Source organism: Rhodococcus ruber (genome assembly GCF_027270735.1).
Taxonomy (GTDB): domain Bacteria; phylum Actinomycetota; class Actinomycetes; order Mycobacteriales; family Mycobacteriaceae; genus Rhodococcoides; species Rhodococcoides rubrum_A.
Window position 1 is genome coordinate 228,653 of sequence record NZ_JAPWIJ010000001.1, and the last position, 16,959, is coordinate 245,611.

The window sequence follows — 16,959 nt, forward strand, 5'->3', positions numbered from 1 at the left end:
TGGTCTTCGGCTCAGTTCACAGGGTCGAAGTCGGCCCATCCTGTGGCACGATGGGCGGTGGTCTACTCCGACGTCGGGGCGTTCGGAAGCAACAGGGTGGGGAATCCATGCGCAAGGCACTAGTTCTGGCCGGAGCAGCAGCATTGATGGTGGCGTTCGCGGGGTCTGCGCAGGCGGATCCGATCCAGGATTTCATCTCGCCGCCGAGCGATCCCGATGCATATCTCCCCACCTCACTCGGTGATCCATGGTTCGATCCGCCTGCCGGATTCGAGAACCTCCAGCCGGGGGCAGTGCTCAACCGTCGCGATGTCGCAGTGACGCCCGGGGCGTCGTCGGTGCAGTTGCTCTTCCGCTCGACCGACTCCAAGAACCGGCCCATCGCGGCGGCGACGACTGTTCTGACTCCCGACGCGCCGTGGACCGGAGGCGGTGACCGGCCCGTCATCGCGTACAACGAGGCAACGGACTCGCTCGGAAACAAGTGCGCGCCGTCGTACACCCTCCCGCAAGGCAACAACAAAGAGATCGATCAGGTGCGGATTCTGCTCGATCGCGGCTACACCGTGGTCGTCACCGATTATCAAGGCCCTCGGCAGGCCTACTCGGCCGGTCTCGTCTCCGGACACACCGTGCTCGACGGCCTCCGCGCCTCCCAGAGCGTAGGAGTGGGCGCGGATGCACCGATCGGCATCACCGGCTACTCCGGCGGTGCCATCGCCTCGGGTTGGGCAGCGCAGCTGGCTCCCGAATACGCACCGGAGTTGAACATCGCCGGCGTCGCGTTCGGCGGTCCGCCGACCGACTACAAGATTCTGCAGACCTCGTTGAACGGTCAGATCGGATCGGGCTTGTTCACTGCAGCGACAATCGGACTTTCCCGGGAGTATCCCGAGATGCGGCAGCTCGCCAACGACAACGGCAAGCGACTGGCACTGGCGCAGAAGGATCAGTGCGTAGATGTGTTGTCCTACACGGGACTACTGCTGTTGGACCAGCGAAACCTCTCCAGCGTCCCTGATGTCTTCGAGCATCCGATCACCAAGACCGTCGTCGAGGAAAACCGGATGGGCCAGCAGAAGCCGGACGCACCGGTGTACATCTACCAGGGCCTGCAGGACTTCCTCATCCCCAAGGAAGGTGCCGAGGCCGTGCAGGACCAGTGGTGTGCCGCAGGCGCTTCGGTCCATCTCGAAGAGGTTCCGGGAGACCACACACTCGCCCAGTCCAACGGCCGTCCCGGCGCATACGATTGGCTCGCGCAACGCCTCGCCGGCGTGCCGACCTCCGGCTGCGAACGTGTGATTCGCTAGGAGACTCGAGCTTCGTCTTGACCCTCACGCCACGGGAGGCAGCACAGTGTCCTTCGTGAGTGATTCGTCCGCAAACGGCTCGGCAGGCATGCAGGTCGGCGCAGTCTCGAAGTTGGTGGGTGTCAGCGTCAGAACGCTGCATCACTACGACGAGATCGCGTTGGTGGTGCCGTCTGGGAGAACCCCCAAGGGCTATCGGACGTATTCGTCGGTCGATGTCGAACGGCTGCATCAGGTACTGACCTACCGCGAACTCGGGTTTCCGCTCGAGGTCATTGCAGCGTTGCTCGACGATCCGGCGGTCGACGCGATGGCGCATCTACGTCGGCAGCGCGACCTTCTGAACGAGCGGATCGATCACTTGCACGCAATGGCTGCGGCCGTGGACAAGATGATGGAGGCGAAGAAGATGGGTATGCAACTGACTCCCGAGGAGCAGCGAGAGATCTTCGGCGACAACTGGCCCGGCGAAGAATACGCCGAGGAGGCCGAGCAACGCTGGGGCGAGACCGACGAGTGGAAGCAGTCGCAGCAGCGTACGGCGTCGTTCACCAAGGACGATTGGAAGGCCGTCAAGACCGAAACGGATCTTCTCGAGGCGGATCTCGCGGCCGCGATGCAGCGGGGTGTGTCGCCGGATTCCGCCGAGGCCGGGGTACTGGCCGAACGTCATCGGGCATCCATCGAGCGGTACTACGACTGCGGTTACGAGATGCAGGTGAACCTGGCGGAGATGTATATCGCCGACGAGCGATTTGCCAAGCACTACAACGATATCGCCGACGGTTTGGCGCAGTATCTCCGTGACGTCATCGTTGCGAACGCTGCTCGTCAGGGGTGACGCGTCTCGATCCGCACCTCTCGTCGGAATCCGCACCTCCTGCAGGGGGTGCGGATTCCGACCCGGGTCGTAGATGTCCGGGCGAACGCTGCTCGTCAGGGTTGGCGCGAGCCATCGCGGACCGCTCGTGTGCGGTCGATCCGCCCCACACGCCGTGCCGTTCGTCGGCATCCAACGCATGCTGTAGGCACCGCGTGATGACGGGGCATCGGTCGCACACGAGTTTCGCTTGCCGTTCGAGGTTTCTCAGCGAGTATCCCCGCAGCCCCAGGGGTGGGTAGAACATCGAGACCGGCATCGAGCGGCAGGCAGCGTTCATCTGCCAATCCCAGTGTTCGGAGATCGGCCTACATGCATGCGCTTTCATCGGCAGTGCCCGCTTCCTTCGGATCAGATATCGAGCAGTCGGCGGGCGTTGTCGGAGGTGGCCGCGCGCCAGTTCTCGAGTCCGCCGTTCGCAGCACCGGCGTCGAGTGATCGCAGTTGCTCCTGCACGCCGGTGATCGGCGTGAAGCAGTAATCACTGCCGTACACCAGCCGATCGGGTCCGACGGTGGACAGCAGCGCGGGCAGCTGCCGTGGAACCGGCGTGCCCGCGAGGTCGAACCACAAGCGCTGCAGTACATCCGGTGTCGTCGGAGTCCCCAGGCCGACCTGCGTCCGGAAGAAGTCGACCCGATCCGCCAGTAGCGGCAGTACCCCGCCGCCGTGAGTGAATACCCAGCGAATGTTCGGGAATCGTTCGACCACGCCCAACAGAATCAGGTCGACGACGGTTCGTGCTGTGTCGAAGAGGAATTCGATCATCGGTGCCGGACGCCCGAGAGATACCGCAGCGGAATTGGGCGGCGATGTCGGATGCACGAACACGACTGCCGATCGCGCATTCAACGCGGCGAGCAGTGGCGTCAGCACGGCGTTGCCCAGGTACATCCCGCAGGCGTTCGACATCACCGTCACTCCGTCGGCACCGAGCTGATCGAGCGCACGAATTGCCTCGACCGTCGAGTCGACGACGTTCGGGAGCGGTAGCGACGCAAAGAATCCGAGTCGGGGTTGACTCGCGACAACACCGGCCCCGAAGTCGTTGACGCGTCGGGCAAGGTCGGCCGCCTTGCCGTCGTCGCCGAAATGCACTCCGGGCGACGAGACGGACAGGATCGCTCTGTCGATGCCGCAGCCGTCCATCATCTGCAGGTGTTCGCCCACCGACCAGCTCGGCCACTTCGGCATGCCGTCGGGAAATGCGATGCCCGACGCAAGAGCCTCTCGCAGGTAGAAGTCGGGAACCATATGAGAGTGGACGTCGATTACCCCGCCGGAGCCTGGAGCGGGCGATGCCGATGCCGGGGCCGACGTCGTCGCCGAGAGGGCGACACCGGAGATCGTCGCGGCACCCAGCGCGCCGAGTAGGGTTCTGCGATCGATCACCGTCGAAGTCCTTCTGTCGGCATCCGTAACTGACGCTATCGTCACATATGAGATAAACCGCAGTCAACGGTGAGATCTACCAACGAAGACGGGACTAGCATTGCGCGATGACCACCGAACGTACGACGCCCACCCCGCTGCAGTTTCTGGGCTATTCGTTCGGACGCACCCTGCCCGAGTCGATGCAGGACTGGGTTCGCAAGGATCTCGTGGGCAACGGTGCGCAGGTCCGCTACATCGCCCGATTCATCGTGCCGATCATTCCGCTACTACTGCTGTTCCTGCTGATTCCGGGTCCGCTGTGGATGTCACTCGCGATGATGTCGCTGCTGTTCATCCCGCTGGTCTACTTCTCGATTGCCCTGATGAACGTCTATCGGCGGCATCGTCTGCTGATCCACGGCCTCGACCCGCAACTGATCAACGCCAAGGCGCAGAGCCGCGTCGACCGCACTCGCGACGACTACGAACGGCGTCACGGCCGGGGCTGATGGGCGAGCGATAGTCTGTGTCGCATGACTTCACCTGTGGAATTCAAGGCAACAGCTGATCTGGCCGACGAGATCGGTCCCGAGATCCGCAGCTGCGACACCCAGTTCATCCAGTTCGGCAAGCACACCGAGTTCGCGGGACCGATTACCACCATCCGCTGCTTCCAGGACAACTTGCTGGTCAAGCAGACGCTCAGCGAGCCCGGCAACGGTGGCGTCCTGGTGGTCGACGGCGATGCGAGTGTTCACACCGCCCTCGTCGGCGACATCATCGCCGGCCGCGGAGTCACCAACGGCTGGGCGGGTGTCATCGTCAACGGTGCGGTGCGCGACTCCGCGATCCTGCGCACACTCGAGATCGGCGTCAAGGCGCTGGGGACCAACCCGCGCAAGAGCACGCAGACCGGCTCGGGTGAGAAGAACGTGCCGGTCAGCTTCGGGGGCGTCACGTTCAACCCGGGCGAGATCGTCTACAGCGACCACGACGGCGTCGTCGCGGTCTGATCCGACGCAAAAGGGACGGCCGCGGTGCCGTCCCTTTCTGTTGCGTCTTGTACGACGTCGGTGCTACTTCACGAACGCGAGTAGCGCGTCGTTCACTTCCTGGAAGTGCGTCCACAGCAGTCCGTGGGGTGCGCCCTCGACCTCGACGTACGTGGCCTCGGGGAATGCCTCGTGGAACGGACGGCCCGTCGAATCGATCGGCAGGATGTTGTCCGCGGTTCCGTGCAGGATCAGCGTGGGCTTGCCGGATTCACGTACCTTCGCAACATCTGCGCGGAAGTCCTCGAGCCAGGTGGGCACCACGGCGTAAGCCGCGACGGGCGCGCTGGCGGTGGCGGTGTTCCAGCTCGCGCGCACTGTGGCCTCGCTGATGCGGGTACCGAGGTTCTCGTCGAGGTTGTAGAAGTCCTTGTAGAAATTCTCGAACCAGGTGAACCTGTCTTCGCGGGCCGCGGTCTCGATGCCGTCGAACACCGACTGCGGAACGCCGGTGGGATTGTCGTCGGTCTGCAGCAGGAACGGCTCGAGGGATGCGAGGAACGCGAACTTGGCCACGCGATCGGTGCCGAACTTCGCGGCGTACCGAGCCAGTTCTCCTGTGCCCATGGAGAATCCGACCAGGATGACATCGTTGAGGTCCAGCTCGGTGAGCACCTTGTCCAGGTCTGCAGCGAAGGTGTCGTAGTCGTAGCCGACGGTGGGCTTGCTCGACTGCCCGAACCCACGACGGTCGTAGGTGATGACGCGGTAGCCGGCGTCGAGTAGTGCGCGCGACTGACGTTCCCAGGAGTTGCCGTCGAGCGGGTAGCCATGGATGAGCACGACGGGTTGGCCGGTGCCGTGATCCTCGTAGTAGACCTCGACGGGGGTGGAGTTCTCGGTTCCGACGTTGATGTACGCCATGATCCTGCCTTCCTGTGTCCTGAACATCGATCGGGAGAACGGTCGTTCTCCCCGCATGTGGACTACTGTAGAGAACGTTGGTTCTCTCGGCAAGGGGTAAGCGATGACCAGTACCGAAATCGGACGGGCACAGGTGGTGAACGCCGCTGACGAACTGTTCTACGCGCGCGGCATCCAGGCGGTGGGCATGGACGAACTGCGCGCCAAGGCCGGCATTTCCCTCAAGCGTCTGTACACGCTCTTTCCCTCGAAAACCGCCATCGTCGCCGAGGTTCTTCGTGGTCGCACCCAGCAGTGGAACGACGGCATCCACGCCGAGGCCGCCGCGCACGAGTCCCCTCGAGGGAAACTGCTGTCGATCTTCGACTTCCTGGACCACTGGTTTCGCCAGGACGACTTCCGCGGGTGCGCCTTCATCAACTCGTTCGGCGAGCTCGGCGCAACCATGCCCGAGGTCGCCGACGCCGCGCATCACCACAAGAAGAGTTTCATCGAGTACGTCACCGCATTGGCCGTCGAAGCCGGATGCGAGCCGACCGTCGGACTGCAGATCGCCTTGCTCGCCGAGGGTGCTCAAACCACCGCGGCCATCACCGAACTGGCCGAATCTGCCTCTGCAGCAAAAACTGCAGCCGAGATCCTGCTGAATTCGAGCGCCGAGTAGCCCGACTCTGGTGCGGACTGCCCTGAACATGCCACACTCGATGCCATGAAGGAATTCGGCCCAGCAGTTCCGATTCTGCGCATCTTCGACGACGTCGAAGCGCGCGCGTTCTATCTGGACTATCTGGGCTTTTCGGTCGAATGGGAACATCGATTCGAGCCGGATCTGCCGCTCTACATTCGCATTTCACGCGGCGAGTGCATCCTGGATCTGTCCCAGCACTACGGAGACGGCACCCCGGGATCGTCCGTCTGGATACCGATTGCGGATGTCGTGTCCTTCAATGCCGAACTGTTGCAGAGGAAAAACCCACGCAGTCGACCCGGAATCGATCGCGATGCGCCGGGTGGGCCGACCATGACAGTGACAGACCCGTTCTCGAATCATCTCAGCTTTTGCCAGGTCGACCGCTGACAGCTTTTGCCAGCCGTTGCTCGAGCGTTGTACCGTCGAATCCATGATGCATCAGCGGCCCTTGACGACGACGCCGGTATTCTTCCGGCGTCCGAACTAGGCCTGCACCGCCCCTGTTTCGACGAACCCCGGGAGTTGTTGCCCCGGGGTTTTTGCATATCTGGGCACTTCTTCTGGGCCACAGCAGAAGTGGAGTACCCATGAAGTCCGACCACAGCCAGCTCGGTCGCGAGTTGGATCTGTTTGCAACCAGCCCGGCCATCGGTGCCGGTCTACCCGTCTGGCTGCCCGACGGCGCAATCATCCGAGCGGAACTCGAGAAACTCGCGGCCGAGGAATCAGCGCGCTCGGGCTGTCTCGGCGTGTACACCCCGGTCCTGGCGAAACGCTCGCTGTTCGAGAGGTCGGGCCACTGGGACAAATTCTCGGCCGATATGTTCCCGCCGATGCGTATCGGAGGTGAGGAATTCGTTCTGCGACCGGCCAATTGCCCACACCACACCCAGGTGTTCGATGCCCGCGGGCGCAGTTTTCGCGACCTACCGTTTCGAGTATCGGAGCTGGGGTCGATGTTCCGAAGCGAACTGTCCGGTGTACTGGGCGGATTGACCAGAGTTCGGCAGATCTCACTCGACGATGCGCATGTGTTCTGCACCCCTGATCAGGTTGGCGACGAAGTCCGGCTGGCTCTCGAATCCATCGAAAGATGTTACCGCATACTGGGACTCGCCCCTTCGTTCAGACTCTCGCTTCGAGGTAGAGCTGGGCGCTACCTGGGTGACGCCGCGCAGTGGAGTACCGCCGAGGGGCAGCTACGCGTAGCACTGGGTGATCGTGAGTTCACCGTCGGTCATGGAGATGCCGCCTTCTACGGGCCGAAGATAGATGTTCAGGTCGCCGGTCATCAGGAGACTGTGTCGACCGTGCAGATCGATTTCAATCAGCCCGAGCGGTTCGGCCTCGAATACACCGGGTCCGACGGTGAGAAGCACCGACCGGTGATGATCCACCGCGGCGTGCTCGGTTCGATGGAGCGTCTGACCGCGATGCTGATCGATCGCCACGCAGGTCGAATGCCACCATGGCTCGCACCGCGGCAGGTGGCGGTGATTCCGGTGAACGCGTCGCACTCCCCACCAGCGAGCGCGCTGGTCGCCCGACTGCACGGTGCATCCATTCGCGCTCAGATTCTCGAGGAGGGGTCACTGGGTTCACGCATTCGGAGTGCCCGACTGCATCGCGACGCGTACATCGCGGTCATCGGTGATCGCGAGCGAGACAGCAATTCCGTTGCAGTGTCGTACGGCGCGCTGAACGCGAAGGCCGTGCTGGACACAGACGTGTTCGTCGAAGCGGTGAACCGCGACATACACATTCGGGCTCTGCTTCCTATTGTCCCGGACATGGAGAATCACTGACATTTGACACTGAAATTCTCGGTTGCACGGCGATAGCGTCGAAGACATGAGCAAGCTACGAGTCCTCGCCGCACTCACCGTCTCGACGTCCCTGCTGGTCAGTGGATGCACATCGTCCGACGAGCCTTCAGCCGTCGAGCCGACAACCACGACGCCCTCGAGCGGAACCATCAAGACCGACGACGTGCAGGCAGCCTTGGACGCCCTGGTCGACGCAGGGTCCGTCGCCGCTGTCGCGCAGGTGCGCGACGGCGAGGCTTCATGGTCGGGAGCAGCCGGTCTGGTCGAGCGCGATGGCACCGAGCCTGCGTCCGCCGACGATCCGGTCCGCATCGCCAGCGTCACCAAACCGATGGTCGCAGCGGTGATCCTGCAATTGGTCGACGAGGGGAAGCTCGCGCTCGATCAGCAGGTCGACGAGCTGTTGCCCGGGCTACTCCCCAAGCCCGTGACCGTTCGCCAGCTGCTCGATCACACCAGCGGACTACCCGACTCCTTGTCCGGCTTCGACAGCGCTGCCGCGATTGCGTCTCGATCCGGCGATGTTGTCACCGACGACGAGCACATCGCCGAAGCGCTGGCCCAGCCGTGGCCGACCGAACCCGGTACCGAGTTCGTCTACTCGAACACCAACTACGTTGTGCTCGGGCGTATCGCTTCGCAACTGGACGGAAAGAGCATCGGGCAGTCGTTGCAGGACAGAATCTTCGACCCGTTGGACATGGAAGATTCTACCTACCCGACAGACTCGGCAATACCCGAGAATGCCTTGCACGGCTACGCACTGGAGAACGGAAACTATACCGACGTAACCGATTACAACGCCAGCATCTGGTCCTCGGGCGCCGCCGTGGTCTCGACCACGGGCGATCTGAACACCTTCTTCCGAGCACTGTTCGACGGCACGCTGATCCCGCAGAACTTGATCGACGAGATGCAGGTGGTGATGCCGTCCACATATGGGCTCGGCCTGCTGCTCGGTGGTGACGCGTGCAATCCTGGCTCCGGGGAACTGGTGTTCGGCCAGCGCGGCAACGGGTTCGGGTACGGCACACTCAGCTTCTCCAGCCCGGACGGGGATCGTCAGGTGTCCGTGGCCTGGACGTCTGCGGCACCGGACCCGGCCAACGATCCGATGTTCCAGTTCGCAAGTGACGCACTGATCAGCGGCCTGACGGCGACCTGCCCCACGTAACCGTCAGAGCACGCTCACCCAGCCGTGTACTTCGTCGTTGGTGAGCGCGGCCTGGTGACGCTTGCGTAGGGTCAGCGTCACCGGGCCAGACTGCTTGGTTCCTATTGCGCGACCGTCGATTTCGTACACCGGGGCAACTCCGGCCGAGGTGCCGCAGACGAAGACTTCGTCGGCGATGTACAGCTCGGTGAGGTCGACGGTTCGCTCCTGAACCGTCAGTCCTTCTTCGCGCGCCAACGTCAGGATGGTTCGACGATTGATGCCGTCGAGAATGTCGCTGGTGACGTCGGGGGTGACGAGCACTCCGTTCCGCACGAGGAAGATGTTCGCGGCACTCAGCTCACAAACGTGGCCGTTGATGTCGAGGAAGATGCAGTCGTCGAAGCCGCTGTCGATCGCATCCTGTTTGGCCAGAACAGAATTGACGTAGGCTCCGTTCACTTTGGCGCGGGACGGAATCGCGTTGTCCGGGATACGACGCCACACACTCGTCTTCAGGCGCATCCCGTTCTGCGGGACAATGGGATTGGCGTCATACAGAAAGATCGACACCGTGGTGTGCAGTCCGCGTACCCGCGTTCCGGGAATCGACTCGTCGACGTGGACGGTCGCCCGAACGTAGACCTCGGTCGACGGGGCATTGGCGGCAACCACGTCCCGCGTCGCCTGTACGAATCGCTCGAACGTCCACTGCGAGGCAAACGTGTCGATGCCGATGATCTTGCAGGATTCGACGAGTCGCTGATAGTGATCGAGCAACCGAAAGGCGGTACGCCGATCACCGTCCACCTGCACGGGGAACACCGTGTAGACACTGAGCCCGTACAGGACGGCCGAGGTCGCGACACCGAGCGTCGCCTCGTGTGCGTCCACCAAGCGATCGCCGAAATGCACCTTCGAGTGCGGAAGAGCCATGCGGCGATGCTAGTCGTCCGGTGAGTTCGAGCGACAACGCTTTTACTTCTCTATGGTCGAGTACATGAGCGCACGCACCATACCGACCCGAACTCTCTGGAACGGCGGACCCGAAGTCGGTGCCATCGGCCTGGGATGCATGGGAATGACCTGGGCATACAAGGCCGACGATCAGACGGAGACCCCCGATCGCGTCATCGGGCACGCCCTGGACCTGGGTGTGAATTTCATCGACACGGCCGATGTGTACGGACCGTTCACCAACGAGGAAGTCGTCGGCGCAGCCATCGGTAGCCGACGCGACGAGGTGATCCTCGCGACCAAGGGTGGTCTCGTCTCCCACGTCGGCGACGCCGGAGAGCCGGTCATTTCGGGCCCCAACGGCAAGCCGGAACACTTACGTTCGGCGATCGACGATTCGCTGCGCCGCCTGGCCGTCGACCACATCGATCTGTACTACCTGCACCGTCCCGACCCCGAGGTAGATGTCGAAGACAGCATCGGCGCGATGGCCGAGGCCGTGCAGGCCGGAAAGGTTCGCGCACTGGGTGTCTCGGAGTTCAGCGTCGAGCAGCTCGATCGTGCCCAGCAGGTGCATCCGATTTCTGCGGTGCAGTCGGAGTTGTCCCTGTGGACGCGCGATCACCTCGCTACGTCGCTGAAGTGGACGCAAGACAACGGTGCGGCATTCGTGCCGTTCTCACCACTGGGCCGCGGCTTCCTGACCGGTAACTTTCGCGGAACAGCACCCGCTGCAGATGATTTCCGAGCTCGGCTGCCACGCTTCAGTCAAGACAACCTGGATGCGAATCTCGTGATCGTCGACGCTATCGCAGCCGTCGCCGACGAGCTCGGTGCAACACCGGCGCAGGTGGCCTTGGCGTGGGTTCTGGCGCAGGGCGAGCACGTGGTGCCGATCCCGGGCACCCGACGCACCTCGCGTCTGGACGAAAACGCGGGCGCGGCCTCACTCACCTTGAGCCCGGACCACCTCGCTGCACTCGATGCCCTACCGGCTCCCGCTGGCGGCCGTTATTGAGATCGTTCGCGTCGACCCCGTCGCAGATCGGCCCCTCGCCGAGCACATTCTCGCAGTGCAGAAGAGTTCGTATGCGGTCGAAGCGAGGCTGATCGGCGACGACCGAATCCCTTTGCTGCACGAGTCGGTGGACGATCTGTGTGCCGCACAGGTCCACTGGCTCGTCGCGCGGCAGGGTGACGAAATTCTCGGGGCCGCAGCATGGTCCGAGGCCGCGATCGACCGTCTGGTGGTGTCTCCACACGTTCACCGCCAGGGCATCGGACGAGCGTTGGTCGAGGTGACGATCGATTCGATTGTGGGACGCCGTATACAGGTGGCAACCGGACGGGACAATGCGCCTGCGCGCAGACTCTACGAGTCGTTCGGCTTCGTGCACACCGAGAATCAGCAGGTTCTGCCGGGGTTGTGGCTGGCCCGCTACGAACTCGTTCGCTGATCGGACCCAGAGGTTTTCGGTCGAGCCAAGAACCAAATCAGCGCGCCGGTGAACGGCATGAGCACTACGAGCAGACACCACCAGAATGCGGCACCGCGCCGGCGGTGGGAAGTACGCAGAATCGATACCCACGCAACTCCGACGAGCAGTAGCCACACCACGATCGCGGCCATCCAGGCGAGATCGAACCCAAGCGGCACGGTGGGATTACTGCCGTTCATGTCTTGCCGTCCCTTCGCCTCGAACAGCCAGCCTATCGGTCGTGCTCAGCGATACGCGACGAGTAGCCTCACCCCATGACCTCGTTGAAAGGCGCATGAGCGGCCATCGCACGCTCGTCGTGCACATCTCGTCATCGGTAATCGGCGACGGTGAGATCGCCGCGCCGCGGGTGGGCGCGGTTCTGACCGGCCCACTGAGTTTCGTGGAGCTATCCGAGACCGAAGCGGATATCGTCAGGATCGAGGCGATGCTCGAGCCGTCCGGCCTGGATCCGGTCTTGCAGTACACAGGCCAGAACTCCCCGCGCCGCTGGGAGTGGACCGGACTGCTTCGCGGCGACGGCTGGACAGCGTCGTGGCGCGGGTTCATTCCCCGCACAGGTCAAGTCGAGCTCACCGGACGCTTCTACGGCGTCTTCGGTTACGACACCGAGGGACGCTTTCGCGGTCGGGTGACCCGCGCTCAGCTGGTGTCGGAGCGCTACCAGTTGGTTCCCGGCGAGGGTTGGGTGATTCGCCCTGGGTACCGCGCCACCCGCGACGTGGAGGAAGTCCGCCGAATTTTCGGCAACGAGTCGATACAAGAGGGCGGTGGCCCCGTCGACCAGGAGAACAGCGTCATGGTCACTCTCGATCTCGACGACGTTCCACCTCTACCGACCCGCCCGAGCATCGTGCCGGGCGACGTAGCCGCTGCCGGCGGCGTCACCTGGGTTCTGGACGCCGAACTCCCCTTGGTCGTCAGCATCGATACGGAAGGGGCTGCCGCCGAGCATGTTCTACCGGCCAAAGTCGCTGGCACCCGTTCCATCTGGGCCACCGATACGGGGTGCTGGGTCGGCGGAGTGGATGGAATGCTCTGGATTCCCCGCGGCCACGAAGCGGTTCGTATCGATCCCCTGCCGGCGCACGTCGGAGCCGTCAACGGCGACCGGTTGCTGGTCTGCACCGGCGACCCGACGTGGCGCATGTACACACCCGGAAGCGGGTCCACCGACGTTGCGGCACTCGATGGTTACGTCAATTCAATTGCGGTGGAACATGATACCTGGATCGTGTGCGTTCAACTTCGCGGAGAGTCAGCGGTTCGTCTGGTGCGGGTGACGAGTGCGGGACGCTCGACGATCGGCCCCATCATTCCTCAGCTACCTCGCGGCCACGGAAATCCCTATCTTGCAGGCGATCCCGTGCGCTTGATTCGAGGTGTCGATGTCGCCTTCGTCGAACCCGATCTCAGCATTCGCGACGACGGAGCCCAACTGGGCCGCAGTCAGTTCCATGGTGGCCAGCTGGGCAGGTTCGCATGGACGATCGGACATCCGCCCGATGGCACCTCGTCGACGGGTTGGTGGCCGCTCCCTGGCCCAGTGCACTACGAACGAACCCAACAGTTCTGGTTGTTCACCGTCTACGACGCACCGACTTTGACGCCGCTGACGAGTGTCCCGGTATTTGCAACCAGACCGAACGTCGCAGTCGACGACACCGATCGGATCCTGGTCATCGCGCGTGGAGTCCAAGCACTTCGACACGACGATCCGGTGATGAAGAGTCCCATCCCTCTCCATGTTGCTCGAATGCTGGCGGATTCACGGCCCGAAGGACTGTGACCGAACTTCTCCGAGTCGGGTAGGTCGCGCCGCACTGGTCCGACCATCCACGCAGGATGACAAAGGGTAGCCTATCCCAATGCCATCTCGAATTCTGTCGTCCACAACGCTCGATCGCCGAGGGTTCTTCCTGGCTGCCGGCGCGGTTGCACTCGCTACGGCCTGCTCGCCTCGGAGCCAGGACGCGGCGGCCGCGATCTCGCAGACAGTGCGGATGACGGGCGACGGATTCGATGTCACCGTTCCCTTACGCCCCACTCGGGTCATTGTGATGGAGGGGCGGGGAGATCTCGAATTCGCCTTGCTCGCTGAATATCCCGTCATCGCAACGGGGAACACATTCCAGCCCGGCGCGCGTCCCGCGGGACAGTTCGAGGGACTGCTCGACGCGCAGACCCAGGTCATCGGTGGACCCGACGGTCCCACGGCAGAGGAGATCGCGGCGCTGTCACCTGATCTCATCGTGATGCGTGCCAACGGGTGGCGACTCGACTGGTACGGAAACGACCAGCTCACCAAGATCGCGCCGGTCCTTCCCGTCGAAGTGAACGAACCCGATTTCGAGCGGTACACCGTCGACCAGTTCTCGGCCATCGGTCTACTCGACACTGTGCAGCCGCGTCTGGACGAGTACCAGCGGACTATCGACGACGCGACCGCGGTCACGAACGGTCGCAGAATCGCTCTCATCACCAGCGAACCGGTTGCCAAGGGATACGTGATCGTGTGGACCAACTACCTCGGTAATGCGGTGGCCACGGACATGGGATTCACTGTGTTGCACAACAACCCCGAGGACGAGGAGGGGAACTATCGCCTGTCGGTCGAGAATCTGAACCAGATCGTGGACGCGGAGTTCATCTTTCACCAGACGACCGATCCAACCCAGATCGACGGAATCGCAGCGTGGCAGAACCTCCCCGCTGTCGCCGCAGGTCGCAGTGCCGTACTGGATCCACAACTGAACAACGGATTGCTCATCACCGCAACCAGTTTCGCGAACAGGCTGATCGAGGTTGTTCGCAACGCGGATTGAGCTACGTTAGGAGCCATGGTTTCTACCGGTGGCGCGATTGCAATCGCTTTGTACGCCATGGCACTTGCCTCGATCCTCCGTGACCCCAGTACAGGGTTGGTTGCCAAGCTGGCATGGGCATTCGTCGCGTTCATCTTGCCGATCATCGGGCCGATCCTGTGGTTCGCCGTCGGCAAGCGCTATCCCTACGGACCGAGCGGCGGCAACCGATGACAGTTCAGTATCCAGTCGCATTTCGCAGGTCGATGTTCACCAGATGGCTCACTTGGTCTCGGAGCCACTCGACGGTCTGTGGGTCGGGCGCGGGCGTGTGGGCCAACAGCGTCCACCGCAGCCGGGTTGCTCCGGTCAGATCGAACTGCAACAGGACGTCGGGGACACTCGGCCACGGCGAACTCCATACGACGCGGTCGAACTCGCTGCTCTCGACAATTCGAGGCAGAGTGGCACCCTCGAACATCACCGGCCAGGCGAACCCCTGATTCTTGGGATGCACATCTGGGTGCATAAGTGCCTTCCAGACGAAGAAGACCGGCGGCGACAACACCGCAGTCCTGCTCGCGAGAACCATCATCGACCCACCGTACGCAGGTACCGACTCGGGAGCCTTCTTTTTTTCGCGCACGACCGGTTCGACGGCGGCCATGTACCGACGGATAGGCAGAGCTGTGCCGTGATGCTGGTGTGGGTCGTCACGCGGGTTGTCGTGGTTCCTCGTCGCCGGTGTCGTCGTGCTGTTCGGGTGGGTACAGCACCTCCTCGGGATGGTGTGCGTGGTTGATCAGCCCGCAGCGCGTGGGGTCCATTCCTGATGGTGGGTGCCAGAGGGTGCGGCCCGGATAGCTATGTCCTGCTGCGGTTTTGGTGGTCGCCCACTTGCCGGGGCCGGTGCCGACGAGTGCGTGGTGCATGTCGCATCCGAAGGTGAGGGCGTCGATGTCGGTGAGGCCACCGGTGGTCCAGTCGTCGACGTGGTGGGACTGACACCAGGTCGCGGGCCGGGTGCAGGAGGGGAAGCTGCAGCCGCGGTCGCGGGCGATGAGGACGATGCGTTGGTCGGCGGAGGCGATGCGTTTGGATCGGCCGAGGTAGAGGGCTCGGCCGTTGTCGTCGAAGATGGTCAGGTAGTGGTGGGCGTGCGAAGCCATGCGGATCGCATCGCGGTTGGACACGCGGGATCCGGTGCCGGTCATGGCGTATCCGCAGCCCGATTCGAGATCTTTGAGGGTCATGGTGACGATGGCGGTGACGGGCAGTCCGCGGTGGGTGCCGAGGGTCCCGGAGGCGAGTGTGTGCCGCAGTGCCATCTTCAAGGCGTCGTGGCGGCGTTCGTTCTGGGTGCGTCGATCCCGGGCGGCGGCAGCGTCGCGCACTGCGGTGTTCGGTGGGGTGTCCGGTGAGGCGGTGTCCGGACCTGCATCGTCGACATCGGTAGCGGACCCAGGCGAGTTGTCTGATTCAGCAGCGCCATCGAATTCACCGTCGTCGGGTTCGGCAACGTCATCGCAGTCATCGTTGCCGTCTGGTGCTGTGCCGCAACCACAGTCGGCACCGCCACCGCAGGCGCCGTGACCATCGCAACCCGTGTTGTCCCACAACCCCGCATCACCCGACCCCGCATCACCCGACGCCGGCTCGGGCTGCGATGCAGTGGACTTGCTGTCAGCTTCGCCCTCGTGGACGACCGATGTCGGGTCGGCCGGGTTGTTCACTCCCGGTTTCGCAGCTTTCGAGAACAGAGCTTCGAGGTAGGCCCGTAGTTCGGAGTCGACGCAGAACTTCCCTTCCGACATACCGTCGGAACCCTGTTCACCGAGGTAGAAGAAGGCATCGCGTCGCTTGCGTGGCCTCGGCTTCGCGTTCTTGTCCTCGTCTTCGTCCTCGTCGAAGTCGCCGTCAGGGTCGAGGATCGAGTCCAGGTGCGCGACCAACGGCGCGAAGTCGTCGGGCCGTCTGGTCGAGGCCAAGCCCACCAACTGCTCTTCGGCGAAGTCGCAGGTCTGCGGATCGACACTCGCGGGCAGATGTCGGAAGAATTCGCGAATCATCTGCACATGCTTGGCATCGAGCAACCCCGCCCGCAGCGCGGCAGCGGTGTGCGGCAACAGTGGAGGCAGTACTTCACCCGACAACGCTGTCCGGTCACCCAACTCCGCGGCCAGCCGCACCCGTGCCCCGGCCGCGCGTGGGGTGATGCGCAGCATCCATGCCACCGAGCACGGCACCGATCCCGGATACACATCGAGGCCGTGCTGAGCGATCAGTTCGTTGAGCCAGGTGTACGAATGCGCCGTCAACGACCGCGACACAGTTTCCATGCGTTGGATCACCGCACGCCGGTCGGCATTGGTCCACGACACCGACGCCTGTTCGGCCAAGTCGGCGACGGCGGACTCGACACGATCGATCAGCATCGATAGTTCTGGATCGGACAGCTCAGGGGCGGGCGGCACCGTCTCGATGCCGTCCACCCCTGATCCGCCGTCCCCCGAAAGCATGAACAGAATCTATCGCGACCCACCGAC

20 protein-coding genes are annotated in these 16,959 nt (G+C 63.2%); 13 read left to right on the top strand and 7 right to left on the bottom strand.

Annotated elements, in window-relative coordinates:
• Positions 1 to 107 precede the first annotated feature (107 nt).
• Together O4220_RS01085 and O4220_RS01090 are read left to right on the top strand one after the other, a co-directional pair.
• Complete coding sequence (locus O4220_RS01085; protein ID WP_269601706.1) at positions 108 to 1,313, top strand: lipase family protein; 1,206 nt, start codon at positions 108 to 110, stop codon at positions 1,311 to 1,313.
• An 88-nt stretch (positions 1,314 to 1,401) separates the two neighbouring features.
• Positions 1,402 to 2,154, top strand: coding sequence for a MerR family transcriptional regulator (locus O4220_RS01090; protein WP_269602236.1), 753 nt, complete (start codon positions 1,402 to 1,404; stop codon positions 2,152 to 2,154).
• Here the strand turns inward: O4220_RS01090 and O4220_RS01095 are convergent.
• Positions 2,123 to 2,521 (bottom strand): WhiB family transcriptional regulator, encoded by a 399-nt coding sequence (locus O4220_RS01095; RefSeq protein WP_332112791.1) that lies wholly within the window; start codon positions 2,519 to 2,521, stop codon positions 2,123 to 2,125. The genes O4220_RS01090 and O4220_RS01095 overlap by 32 nt on opposite strands.
• 23 nt (positions 2,522 to 2,544) lie before the next feature.
• Positions 2,545 to 3,585: an amidohydrolase family protein gene (locus O4220_RS01100; protein WP_269601707.1), complete on the bottom strand. Its 1,041-nt coding sequence runs from the start codon at positions 3,583 to 3,585 to the stop codon at positions 2,545 to 2,547.
• Between the two features lie 107 nt (positions 3,586 to 3,692).
• Here O4220_RS01100 and O4220_RS01105 point away from each other — a divergent pair, with 107 nt between their 5' ends.
• Positions 3,693 to 4,076, top strand: a complete 384-nt coding sequence (locus O4220_RS01105) for a DUF5313 family protein (protein ID WP_032401464.1) — start codon at positions 3,693 to 3,695, stop codon at positions 4,074 to 4,076.
• 24 nt (positions 4,077 to 4,100) lie between these two features.
• Positions 4,101 to 4,580 (top strand): ribonuclease E activity regulator RraA, encoded by a 480-nt coding sequence (gene rraA, locus O4220_RS01110; protein WP_037174863.1) that lies wholly within the window; start codon positions 4,101 to 4,103, stop codon positions 4,578 to 4,580.
• Positions 4,581 to 4,643: 63 nt separating this feature from the next.
• On the opposite strand, the gene O4220_RS01115 is transcribed toward rraA, so the two are convergent.
• On the bottom strand, positions 4,644 to 5,483 hold the full coding sequence (locus O4220_RS01115; protein WP_269602238.1) for an alpha/beta fold hydrolase: 840 nt from the start codon (positions 5,481 to 5,483) through the stop codon (positions 4,644 to 4,646).
• Positions 5,484 to 5,586: 103 nt separating this feature from the next.
• Between O4220_RS01115 and O4220_RS01120 the strand changes: the two genes are divergently transcribed.
• From O4220_RS01120 to O4220_RS01135, 4 genes are all read left to right on the top strand, one after another.
• On the top strand, positions 5,587 to 6,147 hold the full coding sequence (locus tag O4220_RS01120) for a TetR/AcrR family transcriptional regulator (protein ID WP_269601709.1): 561 nt from the start codon (positions 5,587 to 5,589) through the stop codon (positions 6,145 to 6,147).
• Positions 6,148 to 6,192: 45 nt separating this feature from the next.
• Entirely contained in the window at positions 6,193 to 6,561 is a 369-nt protein-coding gene (locus O4220_RS01125) for a glyoxalase superfamily protein (RefSeq protein ID WP_269601710.1), read from the top strand.
• A gap of 200 nt (positions 6,562 to 6,761) precedes the next feature.
• Positions 6,762 to 7,979 (top strand): threonine--tRNA ligase, encoded by a 1,218-nt coding sequence (gene thrS / locus O4220_RS01130; RefSeq protein ID WP_269601711.1) that lies wholly within the window; start codon positions 6,762 to 6,764, stop codon positions 7,977 to 7,979.
• A 46-nt stretch (positions 7,980 to 8,025) separates the two neighbouring features.
• The gene (locus O4220_RS01135) at positions 8,026 to 9,174 is read left to right on the top strand and encodes a serine hydrolase domain-containing protein (RefSeq protein ID WP_269601712.1); all 1,149 of its coding nucleotides are present in this window, start codon (positions 8,026 to 8,028) and stop codon (positions 9,172 to 9,174) included.
• A gap of 3 nt (positions 9,175 to 9,177) precedes the next feature.
• Here the strand turns inward: O4220_RS01135 and O4220_RS01140 are convergent, their stop codons facing one another.
• The gene (locus O4220_RS01140; protein WP_269601713.1) at positions 9,178 to 10,089 is read right to left on the bottom strand and encodes an aminotransferase class IV; all 912 of its coding nucleotides are present in this window, start codon (positions 10,087 to 10,089) and stop codon (positions 9,178 to 9,180) included.
• Positions 10,090 to 10,153: 64 nt separating this feature from the next.
• On the opposite strand from O4220_RS01140, the gene O4220_RS01145 reads away from it, so the two are divergent.
• A complete protein-coding gene (locus O4220_RS01145; RefSeq protein ID WP_269601714.1) occupies positions 10,154 to 11,128 on the top strand; it encodes an aldo/keto reductase in 975 nt (324 codons plus the stop codon).
• On the top strand, positions 11,094 to 11,567 hold the full coding sequence (locus tag O4220_RS01150) for a GNAT family N-acetyltransferase (RefSeq protein ID WP_269601715.1): 474 nt from the start codon (positions 11,094 to 11,096) through the stop codon (positions 11,565 to 11,567). Before O4220_RS01145 ends, O4220_RS01150 begins: the two co-directional genes overlap by 35 nt.
• Here O4220_RS01150 and O4220_RS01155 read toward each other — a convergent pair.
• Complete coding sequence (locus tag O4220_RS01155; RefSeq protein WP_269601716.1) at positions 11,549 to 11,788, bottom strand: PLDc N-terminal domain-containing protein; 240 nt, start codon at positions 11,786 to 11,788, stop codon at positions 11,549 to 11,551. The genes O4220_RS01150 and O4220_RS01155 overlap by 19 nt on opposite strands.
• A 95-nt stretch (positions 11,789 to 11,883) precedes the next feature.
• Between O4220_RS01155 and O4220_RS01160 the strand changes: the two genes are divergently transcribed.
• The 3 genes from O4220_RS01160 to O4220_RS01170 all read left to right on the top strand — a co-directional run bounded on the left by O4220_RS01160 (position 11,884) and on the right by O4220_RS01170 (position 14,647).
• Positions 11,884 to 13,398 (top strand): hypothetical protein, encoded by a 1,515-nt coding sequence (locus O4220_RS01160; protein WP_269601717.1) that lies wholly within the window; start codon positions 11,884 to 11,886, stop codon positions 13,396 to 13,398.
• A gap of 79 nt (positions 13,399 to 13,477) precedes the next feature.
• A complete protein-coding gene (locus tag O4220_RS01165) occupies positions 13,478 to 14,434 on the top strand; it encodes an ABC transporter substrate-binding protein (RefSeq protein ID WP_269601718.1) in 957 nt (318 codons plus the stop codon).
• 15 nt (positions 14,435 to 14,449) lie between these two features.
• Entirely contained in the window at positions 14,450 to 14,647 is a 198-nt protein-coding gene (locus O4220_RS01170; protein WP_269601719.1) for a PLD nuclease N-terminal domain-containing protein, read from the top strand.
• A 4-nt stretch (positions 14,648 to 14,651) separates the two neighbouring features.
• Here O4220_RS01170 and O4220_RS01175 read toward each other — a convergent pair whose 3' ends face one another.
• Both O4220_RS01175 and O4220_RS01180 read right to left on the bottom strand, forming a co-directional pair.
• Complete coding sequence (locus O4220_RS01175) at positions 14,652 to 15,080, bottom strand: hypothetical protein (RefSeq protein WP_269601720.1); 429 nt, start codon at positions 15,078 to 15,080, stop codon at positions 14,652 to 14,654.
• 46 nt (positions 15,081 to 15,126) lie between these two features.
• Positions 15,127 to 16,932: an HNH endonuclease signature motif containing protein gene (locus tag O4220_RS01180; RefSeq protein WP_269601721.1), complete on the bottom strand. Its 1,806-nt coding sequence runs from the start codon at positions 16,930 to 16,932 to the stop codon at positions 15,127 to 15,129.
• Between the last annotated feature and the right edge of the window lie 27 nt (positions 16,933 to 16,959).

Excerpts from the sequence above, each read along its gene's own strand:
- O4220_RS01085 (WP_269601706.1), top strand. The coding sequence starts at position 108 with ATGCGCAAGGCACTAGTTCTGGCCGGAGCAGCAGCATTGATGGTGGCG.
- O4220_RS01090 (WP_269602236.1), top strand. The coding sequence starts at position 1,402 with ATGCAGGTCGGCGCAGTCTCGAAGTTGGTGGGTGTCAGCGTCAGAACG.
- O4220_RS01095 (WP_332112791.1), bottom strand. The coding sequence starts at position 2,521 with ATGAAAGCGCATGCATGTAGGCCGATCTCCGAACACTGGGATTGGCAG.
- O4220_RS01105 (WP_032401464.1), top strand. The coding sequence starts at position 3,693 with ATGACCACCGAACGTACGACGCCCACCCCGCTGCAGTTTCTGGGCTAT.
- rraA (WP_037174863.1), top strand. The coding sequence starts at position 4,101 with ATGACTTCACCTGTGGAATTCAAGGCAACAGCTGATCTGGCCGACGAG.
- O4220_RS01115 (WP_269602238.1), bottom strand. The coding sequence starts at position 5,483 with ATGGCGTACATCAACGTCGGAACCGAGAACTCCACCCCCGTCGAGGTC.
- O4220_RS01120 (WP_269601709.1), top strand. The coding sequence starts at position 5,587 with ATGACCAGTACCGAAATCGGACGGGCACAGGTGGTGAACGCCGCTGAC.
- O4220_RS01125 (WP_269601710.1), top strand. The coding sequence starts at position 6,193 with ATGAAGGAATTCGGCCCAGCAGTTCCGATTCTGCGCATCTTCGACGAC.
- thrS (WP_269601711.1), top strand. The coding sequence starts at position 6,762 with ATGAAGTCCGACCACAGCCAGCTCGGTCGCGAGTTGGATCTGTTTGCA.
- O4220_RS01135 (WP_269601712.1), top strand. The coding sequence starts at position 8,026 with ATGAGCAAGCTACGAGTCCTCGCCGCACTCACCGTCTCGACGTCCCTG.
- O4220_RS01140 (WP_269601713.1), bottom strand. The coding sequence starts at position 10,089 with ATGGCTCTTCCGCACTCGAAGGTGCATTTCGGCGATCGCTTGGTGGAC.
- O4220_RS01145 (WP_269601714.1), top strand. The coding sequence starts at position 10,154 with ATGAGCGCACGCACCATACCGACCCGAACTCTCTGGAACGGCGGACCC.
- O4220_RS01150 (WP_269601715.1), top strand. The coding sequence starts at position 11,094 with ATGCCCTACCGGCTCCCGCTGGCGGCCGTTATTGAGATCGTTCGCGTC.
- O4220_RS01155 (WP_269601716.1), bottom strand. The coding sequence starts at position 11,788 with ATGAACGGCAGTAATCCCACCGTGCCGCTTGGGTTCGATCTCGCCTGG.
- O4220_RS01160 (WP_269601717.1), top strand. The coding sequence starts at position 11,884 with ATGAGCGGCCATCGCACGCTCGTCGTGCACATCTCGTCATCGGTAATC.
- O4220_RS01165 (WP_269601718.1), top strand. The coding sequence starts at position 13,478 with ATGCCATCTCGAATTCTGTCGTCCACAACGCTCGATCGCCGAGGGTTC.
- O4220_RS01170 (WP_269601719.1), top strand. The coding sequence starts at position 14,450 with ATGGTTTCTACCGGTGGCGCGATTGCAATCGCTTTGTACGCCATGGCA.
- O4220_RS01175 (WP_269601720.1), bottom strand. The coding sequence starts at position 15,080 with ATGGCCGCCGTCGAACCGGTCGTGCGCGAAAAAAAGAAGGCTCCCGAG.
- O4220_RS01180 (WP_269601721.1), bottom strand. The coding sequence starts at position 16,932 with ATGCTTTCGGGGGACGGCGGATCAGGGGTGGACGGCATCGAGACGGTG.